This window comes from Bradyrhizobium niftali, from assembly GCF_004571025.1.
GTDB lineage: Bacteria > Pseudomonadota > Alphaproteobacteria > Rhizobiales > Xanthobacteraceae > Bradyrhizobium > Bradyrhizobium niftali.
The window spans coordinates 32,300-45,824 of the sequence record NZ_SPQT01000018.1 but is presented as its reverse complement, the minus strand read 5'-3'; the positions used below and the strand labels follow the sequence as shown (position 1 = coordinate 45,824).

14 protein-coding genes are annotated in these 13,525 nt (G+C 65.8%); 5 read left to right on the top strand and 9 right to left on the bottom strand.

Annotation, left to right across the window (positions count from 1 at the left end):
* Nucleotides 1-18: 18 nt before the first annotated feature.
* The 3 genes from E4K65_RS27600 to E4K65_RS27590 form a co-directional block, all read right to left on the bottom strand.
* A complete protein-coding gene (locus E4K65_RS27600) occupies nucleotides 19-1,044 on the bottom strand; it encodes a histone deacetylase family protein (protein WP_135176798.1) in 1,026 nt (341 codons plus the stop codon).
* A gap of 125 nt (nucleotides 1,045-1,169) precedes the next feature.
* Entirely contained in the window at nucleotides 1,170-2,108 is a 939-nt protein-coding gene (locus E4K65_RS27595) for an SMP-30/gluconolactonase/LRE family protein (RefSeq protein ID WP_135176797.1), read from the bottom strand.
* Nucleotides 2,065-4,137 carry a PQQ-dependent sugar dehydrogenase gene (locus E4K65_RS27590; protein ID WP_135176796.1) on the bottom strand — a complete coding sequence of 691 codons (2,073 nt, stop codon included), beginning with the start codon at nucleotides 4,135-4,137 and terminating at the stop codon, nucleotides 2,065-2,067. Before E4K65_RS27590 ends, E4K65_RS27595 begins: the two co-directional genes overlap by 44 nt.
* A gap of 207 nt (nucleotides 4,138-4,344) precedes the next feature.
* Between E4K65_RS27590 and E4K65_RS47580 the strand changes: the two genes are divergently transcribed.
* Both E4K65_RS47580 and E4K65_RS47575 read left to right on the top strand, forming a co-directional pair.
* Nucleotides 4,345-4,578, top strand: coding sequence for a DUF6894 family protein (locus tag E4K65_RS47580; RefSeq protein WP_167771208.1), 234 nt, complete (start codon nucleotides 4,345-4,347; stop codon nucleotides 4,576-4,578).
* A gap of 9 nt (nucleotides 4,579-4,587) precedes the next feature.
* Nucleotides 4,588-4,764 (top strand): hypothetical protein, encoded by a 177-nt coding sequence (locus E4K65_RS47575; protein WP_167771207.1) that lies wholly within the window; start codon nucleotides 4,588-4,590, stop codon nucleotides 4,762-4,764.
* A gap of 206 nt (nucleotides 4,765-4,970) precedes the next feature.
* On the opposite strand, the gene E4K65_RS27580 is transcribed toward E4K65_RS47575, so the two are convergent.
* Nucleotides 4,971-5,540 (bottom strand): enoyl-CoA hydratase-related protein, encoded by a 570-nt coding sequence (locus tag E4K65_RS27580; RefSeq protein WP_235885741.1) that lies wholly within the window; start codon nucleotides 5,538-5,540, stop codon nucleotides 4,971-4,973.
* Nucleotides 5,541-5,681: 141 nt separating this feature from the next.
* Here E4K65_RS27580 and E4K65_RS27575 point away from each other — a divergent pair, with 141 nt between their 5' ends.
* Together E4K65_RS27575 and E4K65_RS27570 are read left to right on the top strand one after the other, a co-directional pair.
* Nucleotides 5,682-7,271 (top strand): gamma-glutamyltransferase family protein, encoded by a 1,590-nt coding sequence (locus E4K65_RS27575; RefSeq protein ID WP_135176795.1) that lies wholly within the window; start codon nucleotides 5,682-5,684, stop codon nucleotides 7,269-7,271.
* A 91-nt stretch (nucleotides 7,272-7,362) separates the two neighbouring features.
* On the top strand, nucleotides 7,363-7,581 hold the full coding sequence (locus E4K65_RS27570) for a hypothetical protein (RefSeq protein WP_167771206.1): 219 nt from the start codon (nucleotides 7,363-7,365) through the stop codon (nucleotides 7,579-7,581).
* A 50-nt stretch (nucleotides 7,582-7,631) separates the two neighbouring features.
* On the opposite strand, the gene E4K65_RS27565 is transcribed toward E4K65_RS27570, so the two are convergent.
* Genes E4K65_RS27565 through E4K65_RS27550 form a run of 4 tightly spaced genes read right to left on the bottom strand, consistent with a single transcriptional unit; the run spans nucleotide 7,632 to nucleotide 11,102 of the window.
* Complete coding sequence (locus E4K65_RS27565) at nucleotides 7,632-8,918, bottom strand: NAD(P)/FAD-dependent oxidoreductase (RefSeq protein WP_135176793.1); 1,287 nt, start codon at nucleotides 8,916-8,918, stop codon at nucleotides 7,632-7,634.
* Nucleotides 8,919-8,930: 12 nt separating this feature from the next.
* The gene (locus E4K65_RS27560) at nucleotides 8,931-9,662 is read right to left on the bottom strand and encodes an amino acid ABC transporter ATP-binding protein (protein ID WP_135176792.1); all 732 of its coding nucleotides are present in this window, start codon (nucleotides 9,660-9,662) and stop codon (nucleotides 8,931-8,933) included.
* Nucleotides 9,659-10,312: an amino acid ABC transporter permease gene (locus E4K65_RS27555; RefSeq protein WP_027549516.1), complete on the bottom strand. Its 654-nt coding sequence runs from the start codon at nucleotides 10,310-10,312 to the stop codon at nucleotides 9,659-9,661. Before E4K65_RS27555 ends, E4K65_RS27560 begins: the two co-directional genes overlap by 4 nt.
* A 25-nt stretch (nucleotides 10,313-10,337) precedes the next feature.
* Nucleotides 10,338-11,102 (bottom strand): ABC transporter substrate-binding protein, encoded by a 765-nt coding sequence (locus tag E4K65_RS27550; RefSeq protein ID WP_135176791.1) that lies wholly within the window; start codon nucleotides 11,100-11,102, stop codon nucleotides 10,338-10,340.
* Between the two features lie 180 nt (nucleotides 11,103-11,282).
* Here E4K65_RS27550 and E4K65_RS27545 point away from each other — a divergent pair, with 180 nt between their 5' ends.
* Nucleotides 11,283-11,942 (top strand): helix-turn-helix domain-containing protein, encoded by a 660-nt coding sequence (locus E4K65_RS27545; protein WP_167771205.1) that lies wholly within the window; start codon nucleotides 11,283-11,285, stop codon nucleotides 11,940-11,942.
* Nucleotides 11,943-12,249: 307 nt separating this feature from the next.
* Here the strand turns inward: E4K65_RS27545 and E4K65_RS27540 are convergent, their stop codons facing one another.
* Nucleotides 12,250-13,515: a D-amino acid dehydrogenase gene (locus E4K65_RS27540; RefSeq protein ID WP_135176789.1), complete on the bottom strand. Its 1,266-nt coding sequence runs from the start codon at nucleotides 13,513-13,515 to the stop codon at nucleotides 12,250-12,252.
* Nucleotides 13,516-13,525: the final 10 nt, after the last annotated feature.

The window sequence follows — 13,525 nt, the reverse complement described above, 5'->3', positions numbered from 1 at the left end:
ACGCGGAAGCTGTGAGCCTCACCGCGCCTCTTCGAATCCTGCCAGCACCGAGGTCAGGTTCGCACCCAGGATGTCCGAGAGGTAGCCGCCCTCCTGCACGAACACGGTCGGCAAGCCCATCCTGGCGATGGCCTGGCCGATACGGCGGAAGCCCGGCGTGGTGACGGCAAGGCCCTTCAGCGGATCGTGCTCGGAGGCATCGAGCCCGAGGGCGATGACGAGGGCGCCGGGAGCAAAGGACTCGATCGCCTTGCGCGCAACGTCCATCGCCTGGATGTAGCCATCGTCGCCGGTGCCGATCGCCAGGGGGATGTTGAGATTGGTGCCGAGGCCCGGGCCTTCGCCGCGCTCGTGCGCATAGCCCCAGACATAAGGATAATATGCGACGGGATCGGCATGGATCGACACCGTGTACACGTCCGGCCGCGCGTAGAAGATTCCTTGCGTGCCGTTGCCGTGATGGACGTCGACGTCGAGGATCACGACGCGCTCGTGCTTGAGCCGCAGATGCGCCGCGGCGATGGCGCTGTTGTTGAGGAAGCAGAAGCCGCCGGCCATGTCGCGATAGGCGTGATGGCCGGGCGGACGGCAGAGCGCGTAGGTCGCGTCCTCGCCGTCCATCACCATCTGCGCGGCGGTGACCGCAACGTCCGTCGCAGCGCAGGCCGCGGCCCAGGTGCCCGGGCCGATCGGCGCCGCAGTGTCGGCTGTGTGCCAGCCGAGCTTGCCGACGATGTGGGTCGGATAGGTCGCGGCGTGGCGCACGGGATGGATGTTGCCGATCATCTCGGGGCCGGAATCGCCGAGTGCGGTCCAGGCGTCCCAGGCCTCGCTCAGGAACGACAGGTATTCCGGGCTGTGAATGCGCGCGCGGGGCCCCTGCCCGAATGTCGTCGGCTCGACCAGTTGATGCTTGCCGTCCTTCAACCCCTTGAGCAGGCGGTCGGCGCGCTCGGGCTGCTCGGTGGTGCGCTTGACGACACCGCGAACCAGGAAGAATTGCGGATCATGGCTGCGGTGCAGTTCGGTATGGACGGCTTTCACTCAAACACTCCGTGGTCGCTTTGACGGTGCCACAGATTCTTGAGCGCTGCGGCGGCCAGATGCAAGCAAGAAGAATGCCGCCGCTGTCGCACCGCCCTCTGCCGGAAGCAGATCGCCCCTGAGGCTCAGCAGCGCCCGCGCTGGAGACAGTGCTCGCGCCCCGGCTGATCGGTGCGGAAGGCCTCGACGAAGCCGCCCTGGCGCTGCGTGACGAAGACGGTCTTGCCGTCATTGCCGCCGAAGGCGAGGTTGGTCGGCTCCTTGCCTTTCAACGCGATCTCGCGCTCGATCGCGCCATTGGGCTTCATCAGCGCGATCGTGCCCTTGAGAATGCGCGCGACGTAGAGGCGGCCGGCAACGTCGGTGCGCAGCCCGTCGACGGTGTCGGGCTGAAACGACTTCACCAGCCTTGCGCCGGTGAGCTCGTTGCCGCTGATCGTGTAGGACCAGATCTGGCCGCTGCTGGACTCGCCGACATAGAGCGTCTTGCCGTCGGGGCTGAGGTCGATGCCGTTGGTGGTGCCCATCGCACGGGGCGCCGGCATCACCTGCCCCTGCACCGTTCCGTCGGCGGCTTTCGCGATGCGCCAGATGTGGCCCTCGCGGCCCTTCCAGTTCGGATCGCTCGCATAGATCGTGCCGTCGCGCGCGACCGTGATGTCGTTGGGCTGGTTCATCTCGTCGGAGTGAAACCAGACGGCAGGCTCGGCGCTTCCCTTCGCAATGGTGAAGATGTTGTGCTTCTTGTAGTCGGCAATGAACATTGCGCCGCTCCGATCGAAACGGATCGCGTTGCCGACGCTGCCTTCGGGGAGTGTCGTGAACAGCTCCGAAGCGGCAGCGCCCGCAGGCAGCCTGCCGATGGTGCCGGGCTTGCCCAGATTGACGACGAACAAATTGCCATCGAGATCGGCGGCGGGTCCTTCGATGCCAAACGTGTATTCGCTGGCGGGCGTCACCTGCACGCTGTCGAACAGCTTGGTTTCGGCAGCAGCCGGGGGCGTCGCGATGAGCAAAATGCTACTGCACAGGCACCAGAAATTCCTGCCGGATGTAATAGCCATCGTCGTCGGTGCACTCGCCGTTCAGATAGGGATCGGCCGGCCGGAAGAATCGGCTGAAGCCGGGTTTGTCTACAGCGCTCCTTTGTGTCACGACAACGACCTTGGCAGCCGGTATTTCGCCGCATTCCTTGTTGGTCTTGCCAAAGAACTTGCGTTGCGGCGGACCGGCCTTGATCCGCATCCGCGTTCCCGGAACCATCCTGGCAGCGAGCAGGTCGGCGGTGTCGACCAGACGCGCATAGCCGGGCTCGGTCTTCGGCAGGCTTTCGCCGCCCGGCGGCATCAGCTTCTCCGCGCCGAGACCGCGAAGGCGCGTATGCAGCCTGCCGGCATCAGGGTCGCCCGGATAGATCCAGCCGTCCTGCGCCAGCATGAAACGGAGCACGGTTGCGTCCTTCTCCGCATCCGGCTGTCCTGCCTTCAGGCCGAAATCCGAATGGCAGCCGAGGCAATGCTTCTCGACAAGGCCCTTGCGCAGCGTGGTGAGGCGAATGCTGTTCTGCGCGTCCCTGGTGACGAAGGCCGCGAGCTGGTCGATCATCGCCTGGCTGCGCGTGTCGCAAGGCAGCGGCGCCGGCGGATCGCCCGCAGCGCGGTCAATGCGGATCACGGTCTGGTTCTTGTCCTCGACCAGCCAGATCGCGCCGTCCTCGGCGACCGTCATGCCGACCGGCGCGCCTTGCGGCCGCGCGCCGTTGACGCGGTGCCAGCCTGCAATCAGCTCCTCGAACGGCGCAGCGGCGGCCTCGCCGGCGTCGGTCTGGAAGCTGTGGGTCGGATCTGCCGCGCAGCTGACGTGGTAGCGCACCGGCGCCGGGCTCGGCTTGGGGAAGCCGTGATCGTCGACATCGTAGACGAGGACGCGGCTGCCGGTCGGGCGATAGCCATGCAGGCCGACCAGCAGCTTGCCCTCGAGCTCCGGGAATTTCGCACCGTGATAATAGAGCATCGCGAGCGGCGCGCCGTGCGGCGGCAGCAGCGAGAACGGCGGCTTGTAGAGCGCGTTGGCCGTGCAGAGCGATTTGTAGGCCCCGGATTGCAGCACGATCCTGAATTCGGGGCTCGGCGTCGACAGGTCGTAGCAATAGGGCCAGCCATAATGCCTGCCCTGCTCGATCGCGTTGATCTCCTCGTTGGGCTTGAAGATGTCGGGCAGGTCGCGGCCATTCTCGCCTTGCAGGAAGGCGTAGCCGGCATCCGGGAAGTTCGGATGCAGTGCCAGCGCCATCGAATTGCGCAGACCGCGCGCATAGACGGCGTGCGGCGGGTCAGGGTCGTTCGGCTTCAACGCCGGGAAGACGCCGCCTGACGGCGGCGTGAACAGCCAGATCGCGGCCATCGCGGAGGCGCCCTCGGCCGCCGCACAGGGTCTTGTGATCGGCGCACGCGTGATACAGTCGTCGCTGTGCGAGCCGACATTGACGAACAGCCGGCCGTCGCGATCGAAGACGAACTGCTTGAGTGGATGCGCGCTCTCGTCGAGCCTGGTGCCATCGGGCAGCGTGATCCGGCGGCCGGGCAGGTGACGAATGATGGTCTCGACCGTGCCGCGCGGATTGTCCGCGAGCGGATCGAACCGGAAGATCGTCTCCGCAGTCGAGGCATAGGGCTTCTTGTCCGGGCCGATCACGAGGCCGAACGGGTATTCGAGGCCGGTCAGCAACTCCTTGAACCGCTGGCCCAGGGGCGCATGCGGATCGAGCAGCAGCAGCCGTCCATCGGTGTGGCCCCAGCCGCCCATGTCGGCGACCACGAACAGGTCGCGGCCGGGCACCTGGACGATCGAGCGCGGAAATTTGAGGTGATCCTCCTCGCTGGCGACGAGGCCGGCGCAAAATCCGGCCTTCATGTCGATCTGGAGTCTTGGAAAAGCGAGATCGCCACTGCCGCAGCTTTCCGTGCCGATCGCATAGCCGCTCCTCCTGAGCGACTCGGACGAGGCCGGGGCCAGGCCGAGCAGCACGCCGACGACGGCCACCGCGAACAAGCGCAGGCTTGGGCGTTCACAGCAGAATGTGAAGCAGTTCACAGCGGCCTCCCGGAGGTATCCTCCAGGGTTGTTCCATGCCGCCTCAGCGCCGTCCAGTTGCCCATCACCCGCCTGTGATTAAACCTATAACGACCTTGGTGCCGACCAATCTCCGTAGATTCCCTTACCGGGCTCGTCCCGAATGTTTCGCGAATGCCTGGGGTGGTATCGGTTTGCCGTCCCAATCGCTTTCTACAGGAGGCGTGTATGGTCCAGATGTATTTCCACTGCTCCAATACCGAAGGCACACTGATCGATCGGTACGGCACGGCGGTAGCCAATCTGACCGAGGCACGCGACCGCGCCGCCCAGATCATGCGCACGATGATCCTCACGCCCGGTGCGGAAGACTGGCGCGACTGGGTGATCCATGTCAGCGGCGACGACGGCGAGGAGATCTTCGACCTCCCCTTCACCGCCATGCTCGGCAAGCCGCATTGAGGTGATGCCATGCTGCTTGCTTCACTGACCCTGCTCCGCCAGCCCCTGAACTTCGTTGCCACCAAGTGGCAGACGCTGGTGAAAGTCGCCGGCGACCCCTACCGCCCCGAATTGCACTACATGCGCGGGCCGGGCCCGAAATGGCGCGCCAAGTATCAGGCCAGTCGGCTGAACCGCACGCTCTGAGCGCTGCGGTTCGGCCGTTTTCCCAACAGATCGGTCTCTCCACTCGTCATGCCCGGGCTTGTCCCGGGCATCCACGTCTTGGCCCTCACGTCAGAAGAACGTGGATAGCCGGGACGTAGGCGAGCGGAAGCGACGCCGTCCTTCGGACGGCGATGCCCGGCCGCGACGACGTGGCGGCAGGTCCTCATCTCCCCGTAAATCTCGCATTACGCTTCTCGACAAAGGCGTTGCGGCCTTCGATCGCGTCTGGGCCCTTGCGGATCGTGGCCTGAAGCTCGATCTCGCGGCGGAACTGGGCCTCGTAGGTCGAGCGCACGCTGGCGGCCGATCAGCCGCGGCAACAGCCAGGTCGAGCCGAGATCGGGCACCAGCGCGATGCGGCTGAACACCTGGATGAAGCTCGCCGACCGCGCCGCGACGATCATGTCGCCGGCCATCGCGAGGCTGAAGCCGCCGCCGGCCGCCACCCCGTTGACGGCGACGACGACGGGCACAGCGCATTCACGCAACGCCCTGAAGGCCGGCCAGTAGAAGCGCATCACGCCGGCCGCGATGTCCTCGCCGAGCGCTGCGGAGGCCTTCAAATTCTGTCCCGAGCAGAAGCCGCGCCCGGCGCCGGTGAGGATCAGCGCACGAACACCCTCGTCCTGCGTCATCTCGCCGACGGCGACCGCCAGCGCGCCTAGCAGGTCCGGCGTCATCGCGTTCAGGCTCGCCGGCTCGTCCAGCGTCAAGATCCCGACCGCGCCATCCCGCGCCTGTTTCACACCAGCCATGCCGCTTCTCCCATTGGATGTTCTCGTTGGCCGCAATGTGCCATTGTCCGCGCGCTTCGCCAATTGCGGAGCCCTCAAGTCGGCGCAACGAAGCCAAGTCCACGAAGACAAGTCCACCGAAGACAGACACAAGACCGCATCATGCCTCACCAGTTCAGCCTCGCCCAAACCGTCCGCAAGCCTGCCGTCAAGACCAAGGGCGGCATCGTCGCCGCGCAGTCGCGCCGGGCCGCCGAAGTGGGGGCGCAAGTGCTGGCGGCGGGTGGCGATTGCGTCGACGCGATCGTCGCGACCACCATGGCGCTGAACGTGCTGGAGCCCTGGAACAGCGGCATCGGCGGCGGCGGTGCGATGGTGCTCTACCGCGCCAGGGAAAATCGCTACGAGGTGATCGACTACGGCATGTGCGCGCCGCAGAGCCTGCGCGTCGCGGACTATCCGCTCAGCGGCGAAGGCGCAGCCTCCGATCTCTTTCCCTGGCCGCGGGTGAAGGACGACCGCAACGTCCATGGCCCCGGCGCGATCGCCGTGCCCGGCGTCGTTGCCGGCATGGAGGAAGCGCATCGCCGCCACGCCAAACTGCCGTGGAAAGACCTGGTCGCGCCGGCCGCCGCACTCGCCGGCGAAGGCCTGCTGGCAGATTGGTGGACCACACTGACGATCGCAAGCTCGGCGGCCGATCTCCGGCGTTATCCCGCAAGCGCAGCGGCGTTCCTGAAGGACGGCCTGCCGCCGAGTGCACCGTGGGGCATCAAGTTCGAGACGCGGCTGCCGCAGGACAAGTTGAAGGCGACGCTGGCTCACCTCGCCGAAGCCGGACCGCGCGATTTCTACGAGGGCGATCTCGCCAAGAGCATCGCATCCGACATCAAGGCCGACGGCGGCTCGCTGTCGGTGGAGGATCTCGCCGCATTCCGCGCCCATCCGCGCGAGCCGCTGGCGATTCCCTATCGCGGCGGCAAGGTGTTTGCGACGCCGGAGCTCACGGCCGGACCGACGATGGCACATGCGCTGCGCCTGTTGCAGCAGAATCTGAAGCCGGGCGCCGCGCCGGATGCGGCGGCCTACGCCGAATATGCGCTCGCACTGCAAGCGGCCTATCGCGAGCGGCTCAAGGACATGGGCGATGCCGACGGCAAGCGCTCGCTCGGCGCCGAATATCTGGCACCGGCCTGCACCACGCATTTCTCCGTCGTCGACCGCCACGGCAATATCGCCGCGGTGACGCAGACGCTGCTCTCGTCCTTCGGCTCGAAATACGTGACGCCGCACACCGGCATCGCCATGAACAACGGCATCATGTGGTTCGATCCGACGCCGGGAACCACCAACTCGCTCGCACCTGGCAAGCGCTGCCTCACCAACTATACGCCCGTGATCGCCGAGACCGGGGTCGGCAAGCGTCTCGCCATCGGCGCCTCCGGCGGCCGCCGCATCCTGCCCGCGGTGATGCAGCTCGCATCCTTCGCGATGGATTTCGGCATGGACCTCGACGCGGCGATCCATCAGCCGCGCATCGACGCCAGCGAGGGCGCGGTCGTGATCGGCGATATCAGGCTGCCGACGGACACACGCAAGGCGCTTGCGGCCCGCTTCGACTATGAGGAGACGCAGGTGCAGGCCGTGCCGATGAAGTTCGCCTGCCCGAGCGTGGTCATGCGCGACGGCGACACGAATTCTGGCGCAGTCGAGATCTTCCACCCGTGGGCTGACGCGGTCGCCGAATCCTGAGCGTCACGACTCCTCCACATTCGCAGGGAACTTACCTACGCACCGTCCGTTCATTGAATGGACAAGTGCGCTCGCCCCTGTGGAGGACACGATGAAGAAACTTGCGCTCGCCGCATCGCTGATTATTGCGGCCGGCCTCACATTTACCAGCCCTGCCCTGGCCAAGGGCGGGCAGGGACACGGGCACGGTCATGGCCACGCGATGGGCCATCATTACCATGGCACGCCGCCCGGATGGTCGCATGGACGCAAGGTCGGCTGGCGCGGTTACGGGTGCCCGCCCGGACTGTGGAAGCAGGGCCGCTGCTGACGCGATCTGCAATTCCTGCAAGGCGCCGCCCTGACGAGGCGGCGCCTTCTTCATATACCGAGACGGTCCCGCACGCGCCCTGTGATGACCGCGGTCGTTACCCCGACCGGCCAGAATGCATGCATCGGGATCGGCTTGATGCCGGTGACGGGCATGTCGATCTCGGCCCTGGCGCCGCCGATCAGGCGGCGGGCAAGCTGCGCGCCCATCGCGGTCGAGAGCGCGACGCCGCGGCCGTTGCAGCCGAGCGAGATCAGGATGCTTTCGGCGGGCTCATGCACGTGCGGATAGTGGTCCGTGGTGATCGCGAGCCGGCTGTTCCAGCCATGGGTCCAGGCGACGCCTTTGAGTTGCGGCCATAACCGCTCGGCGTAGCGGATGAGATAGGCGACATCCGACGGCGAGTTGATCCAGCGCATCGGGCCGCGGCCGCCCATCAAGAGGCGGTTGTGCTGGTCGATGCGGTAATAGACCGTGATGTGGCCGCTCTCGTAGAGCACGGGACGCGTCGGCATGATCGAACGGGCGACCTCGTCGGAGAGCGGCGCGGAGGCGACGATCGAGGAGAACACCGGAACGATGGTGCGGCGAAGCGCCGGCCAGAGATCATCGGTGAAGCCGTTGGTGGCGAGCAGCACCTTGTCTGCACGAACGACCGCGCGCGGCGTCTCGATGCGCCAATGCGCACCGTCGCGGCGCAGCGACAGCGCCGGCGTCTCGCCATGCACCTTCGCGCCCGCCGAGATCGCGGCGCGCGCGAGACCGCGAGCGTAGCTGAGGGGATGCAGATCGCCGCCGCGCGTGTCCAGCATGGCGCCGATATAGCGGTCGGTGCCGGTCATCTCGCGCAGCTGCTCGCGATCCAGATATGTCACCGGCATGCCGCGGCGGATGCATTGCTGCGCGGTCTTCTCGATCGCGGCGGCACTGGCCTCGTTATAGGCCGCACGCAGCGTTCCGTTCTGCCGCGCCTCGCACGGGATCTGGTAGCGACGGATCAGCTCGTGGGTAAAATTGGTGGTGCCGTACGAGAACTCGATCATGCGACGGCCGAGTTCAGTGCCGAAATCGGCCTCGATCTGATCGGGGTCGTGCTTCAAGCCGGGATTGGTGTGGCCGCCATTGTTGCCGGACGCGCCCCAGCCCGGCTCCTGCGCCTCCAGCACCAAGGCCTCGACACCCTGCTCCGCGAGATGCAGCGCGGTGGACAGGCCGGTGTAGCCGCCGCCGATAATCGCGACGGAGACGGTCTTGTCGACGTCGAGCGGCGGCGTGGCGACCGGCGCCACGGCGGTGTCGGCATAAAGCGATGGCGGCAGGGGCAGGCGCGCAGTCATGGCGAAGACCGATCAGAGCGGATGCAGCACGCGGCGCAGGAAATCCTGCGTGCGCGGGTGCTGGGGTTGGTTGAGCACCGATTTGGCCGGCCCCTGCTCGACGATGACGCCGCCGTCGATGAACAGCACGCGGTCGGCGACGTCGCGCGCAAAACCCATCTCATGGGTGACGACGACCATGGTCATGCCGTCGTCGGCGAGCTTGCGCATCACGCCAAGGACGTCGCCGACGAGCTCGGGATCGAGCGCCGAGGTCGGCTCGTCGAACAGGATGGCCTTGGGCTGCATCGCGAGCGCGCGTGCGATCGCGACGCGCTGCTGCTGGCCGCCGGACAGCTGCGGCGGGTGCGCGTCGGCTTTCTCAGCGAGGCCGACCTGGGCAAGCAGCACGCGGCCGCGCTCGAGCACCTGCGCACGCGGCTCCTTCTTCACATAGAGCGGCCCCTCGACCACGTTCTCCAGCACCGTGCGATGCGGAAACAGGTTGAAGCGCTGGAACACCATCGAGACCTGGGTGCGAACTTTCACGATCGACGCCGCATCGCGGTCGACCTTCAATCCTTCGACACTGATCTCGCCGCGGTCGTAGCTTTCCAGCCCGTTGATGCAACGCAAAATGGTCGACTTGCCGGAACCGGAGGGGCCGACGATGCAGACCACCTCGCCCTTCTGCACGGAGGCCGTGATGCCCTTGAGCACCTCGTTCTGGCCAAAGCTCTTGTGAACGTCAGTGAGCTCGATCATTTCTTGCCCGCCCGCTTTTCGAAGTGACGGACCAGCAGGATCAGCGGAATGCTCATGGTGAGGTACATCAGCGCGACCAGCGTGAACACATTGGTGTTCTTGAAGGTCGAGGACGCAATCAGCTTGCCCTGCAGGGCGAGCTCAGCGACTGTGATCGTGGAGGCTTGCGAGGAATCCTTCAGCATCATGATCATGACGTTGCCGTAAGGAGGCAGCACGATGCGCACCGCCTGCGGCAGCACCACGCGGCGCATCGTCAGCCACCAGCCCATGCCGATCGACTGCGCCGCCTCGATCTGGCCCTTGTCGATCGCCTCGATGCCGGCGCGGAAGTTTTCCGCCTGGTAGGCCGAATAGGCGATGCCGAGCCCGAGAATCGCGGCCTGCAACGCGGAGAGCGTCACGCCGAGATCGGGCATCACGAAATAGAGGTAGAACAACAGCACGATGATCGGGATGCCCCGGATCACGTTGATCAGGCTGGCGCTGAGCATCGACAGCACCTTGATGCCGGAGACCCGCATCATCGCCCAGATCAGACCCAGCACCGTCGAGAGCAGCAGCGAGCCGATGGTGACAATGATCGTCAGCGCGACGCCGCTCATCAGGATCGGGAAGAACTCGGCCGCGTCGTGCCAGAAACCTTTCATCGGACAGCCTTACCAGCCTCTGTCGTCAACCCTGCGCCTTCTGACCCCACTTCTCGAGGATCTTGTCGATGGTGCCGTTGGCCTTCAGCTTTACCAGCGAAGCGTTGATCTTGCCGAGCAGCGCCGTCTCGCCCTTGCGCACACCAATGCCGACCGAGCCGACGGTGACGGGCTTGTAGCCATCGACGAGACGCACCTCGGGGAAGCCGCCCTGCTTCAGATTGTAGGCGAGGATCGGATAGTCGGCGTAGCCGGCCTTGAGGCGACCGGTGTTCACGTCGCGCAGGATGTCCGGGATGGTGTCGTAGGCCTTGACGTCGGCGAACAGCCCGGACTTCTTCAGCGCATCGACGAAGGCGGTGCCGACCTGGGCGCCGACCGTCTCGCCCTTCAGATCATCCTGCGTGGCATAGGCCTTGGTGTCGCTCTTCGGGACCACCAGGCCTTCGCCGTAGGTGTAGATCGGATCGGAGAAGTCGATGACCTCCTTGCGCGGCGCGGTGATGAACATCGCAGCCGCAATGATGTCAATCTTGCTCGAGGTCAGCGACGGGATCAGCGCCGAGAACGCCATCGGCTCGATCTGCACGTTGAGGCCGGCGTCCTTGCCGACTTCGGTGACGATGTCGACCATGATGCCCTGGATGGTGTTGGTCTTGGTGTCGAGGAAGGTGAAGGGAATGCCTGTCGGCGTCGAGCCGACCTTCAGCACCTGCTGCGCCGAAGCCGGCATCACCGCTGCCATCGCGAGCGCCGCGAACGCGGCCAGACCAAAACGCTTCAACGCCATCGCATCCCCCTTGGGTCCGGCCGACGGCGGCGCTCGCAGATGTCTTGATCGCAGACGTTGCGGGCCAAGCCGTTTCGGCCTATTTTCACCAATATGAAAATTTGGTCACACTTTCGCAGATGATGCAAGCGGTTTTCATGCACATGAAGGAAGCGGTTTGACGTGAGCGGTGGCAAAAGAATGCGCAAACCGGCCGCCGCAAAGCCGGCCAGGAAGCTGAAGGCCAAGAAGGTGCCGGCCAAGGCCGTCACCAAGCCGGCCGAGCCCGCGATGGATGTCGCGGTCGGCCGCCGCATCCGCGATATCAGGCGCGTCAGGCAATTCTCGCTGGAAACGGTCGCCGCGCGCACGGACCTGTCGATCGGTTTCCTCAGCCAGATCGAGCGCGGCCTGTCGTCGCCGTCGCTGCGCGTGCTGACAACGCTCTCCGACGTGCTCGGCGTCAGCCTAGCCGCTTTGTTCGGTGCCAGCCCAAGTTCCGAAGGTGCCTCCGACCAGGTGGTGACGCGCGGGCTTCAGCGGCCGGAACTGAAACTCTGGCGCAACGGAATTTCGAAACAATTGCTGAGCGCTGCGGGCAGCGACAACCGGCTCAACCTGTTCCTGGTGCATATCGATCCCGGCGGCTCCGCGGGCGACGAACTCTACACCCATGATGGCGAAGAAGCCGGCCTCGTGCTCGAGGGCGAGATGATATTGACGGTGGACAGCGAGACCTGGTCGCTGAAGACCGGCGACAGCTTTCGATTTGCGAGCCGCAGGCCGCACCGGTTTTCCAATCCGGCGCAGGATGCGAAGGCGGTGGTGCTGTGGGTGAATTGCGTGACGGGCGCGGGGTAAGCCCTCCTTCCACGGAAACACTCTCCGTCCCGTCATCCTGAGGTGCGAGCCATGAGGCGCGACGCGCCACATGGGGAGCCTCGACGGATGAGCGGCCCCGATGCAGCCGGGCCGTCGCCCTTCGAGGCTCGCCGCACGGCGCTCTTGCGCCACGCAGCTCACACCTCAGGGTGACGGGAATAGAATAAGTGCGCGCTGCCTCCACACCGTCATTGCGAGCGAAGCGAAGCAATCCAGACTCTCACCGCGGAGACACTCTGGATTGCTTCGTCGCAAGAGCTCCTCGCAATGACGAGCGGATAGAGCTTTAGCCGAACCGGTGTGCGTAGCGGTCCACCGTCAGCGCGCTGACGTCGATGTCCGGCTTCTTGCCCGACAGCATGTCCGCGAGCACCCGTCCCGAGCCGCAGGACATGGTCCAGCCGAGCGTGCCGTGGCCGGTGTTGAGGTGGAGGTTGGCGTATTGGGTCGGGCCGATCACCGGCGGGCCGTCCGGCGTCATCGGGCGCAGGCCGCTCCAGAACGTCGCTTTCGAGAGATCGCCGCCGCGCGGGAATAGTTCGGTCAAGGAGTGATCGAGGGTGGCGCGGCGCGCATCATAGAGCTTGCTCGAATAGCCCGAGATTTCGGCGGTGCCGCCGACACGGATGCGATTGCCGAGGCGCGTGATCGCGACCTTGTAGCTCTCGTCCATCACGGTCGATTCCGGCGCGCCCGAGGCGTCCTTGATCGGCACCGTGATCGAATAGCCCTTCACCGGATAGACCGGCAGCGAGATGCCGAGCGGCGCAACGAGCCGCGACGACCAGCTTCCGAGCGCGAGGACGTAGGCGTCGGCCTGCAACAGGCCGGCGCTGGTCGCGACGCCGCTGACGCGCGCGCCGTCGGTGACGATGCGGTCGATGCCGGTGTTGAACATGAAGCGCACGCCGAGCGCCTGGGCGTGCTTGGCCAGCGCCTGCGTGAACATGTGGCAGTCGCCGGTCTCGTCCTGCGGCAGGCGAAGTCCGCCGGCGAACTTCTCCTTCACGCCGGCGAGCGCCGGCTCGACCGCGATGCAGCCCTCGCGGCTCAGCACCTCAAAGGGCACGCCATATTGCTTGAGCACGGCGATGTCTTCGCCGGTGCCGTCGAGCTGCGCCTGGTAGCGGAACAGCTGGAGCGTGCCCTGCGAGCGCTCGTCATATTGAATTCCGATGTCGCGGCGCAGGTCGCGCAGGCTGTCGCGGCTGTATTCCGCGATCGGGATCATCCGGCTCTTGTTGACCGCGTAGCGCGCGCTGGTGCAGTTGCGCAGCATCTTGAGCAGCCAGACCCACATCACGGGATCGAGCTTCGGCCGGATCACCAGCGGGCCGTGCTTCATCAAGAGCCACTTGACCGCCTTCACCGGCACCCCGGGCCCGGCCCAGGGCGAGGAATAGCCGGGCGACACCTCGCCGGCATTGGCGAAGGATGTCTCCAGTGCCGGCTCCGGCTGACGGTCGACGACCGTCACCTCGTGGCCGGCACGCGCAAGGTAGTAGGCCGAGGTGACGCCGATGACACCGCTGCCGAGGATCAGAACTTTCACGCTTCGTCAA

Coding starts and splice junctions, on each gene's coding strand:
- E4K65_RS27595 (WP_135176797.1), bottom strand. CDS start 2,108: ATGGCTATTACATCCGGCAGGAATTTCTGGTGCCTGTGCAGTAGCATT.
- E4K65_RS47580 (WP_167771208.1), top strand. CDS start 4,345: ATGGTCCAGATGTATTTCCACTGCTCCAATACCGAAGGCACACTGATC.
- E4K65_RS47575 (WP_167771207.1), top strand. CDS start 4,588: ATGCTGCTTGCTTCACTGACCCTGCTCCGCCAGCCCCTGAACTTCGTT.
- E4K65_RS27580 (WP_235885741.1), bottom strand. CDS start 5,540: ATGGCTGGTGTGAAACAGGCGCGGGATGGCGCGGTCGGGATCTTGACG.
- E4K65_RS27575 (WP_135176795.1), top strand. CDS start 5,682: ATGCCTCACCAGTTCAGCCTCGCCCAAACCGTCCGCAAGCCTGCCGTC.
- E4K65_RS27570 (WP_167771206.1), top strand. CDS start 7,363: ATGAAGAAACTTGCGCTCGCCGCATCGCTGATTATTGCGGCCGGCCTC.
- E4K65_RS27565 (WP_135176793.1), bottom strand. CDS start 8,918: ATGACTGCGCGCCTGCCCCTGCCGCCATCGCTTTATGCCGACACCGCC.
- E4K65_RS27560 (WP_135176792.1), bottom strand. CDS start 9,662: ATGATCGAGCTCACTGACGTTCACAAGAGCTTTGGCCAGAACGAGGTG.
- E4K65_RS27555 (WP_027549516.1), bottom strand. CDS start 10,312: ATGAAAGGTTTCTGGCACGACGCGGCCGAGTTCTTCCCGATCCTGATG.
- E4K65_RS27550 (WP_135176791.1), bottom strand. CDS start 11,102: ATGGCGTTGAAGCGTTTTGGTCTGGCCGCGTTCGCGGCGCTCGCGATG.
- E4K65_RS27545 (WP_167771205.1), top strand. CDS start 11,283: ATGCGCAAACCGGCCGCCGCAAAGCCGGCCAGGAAGCTGAAGGCCAAG.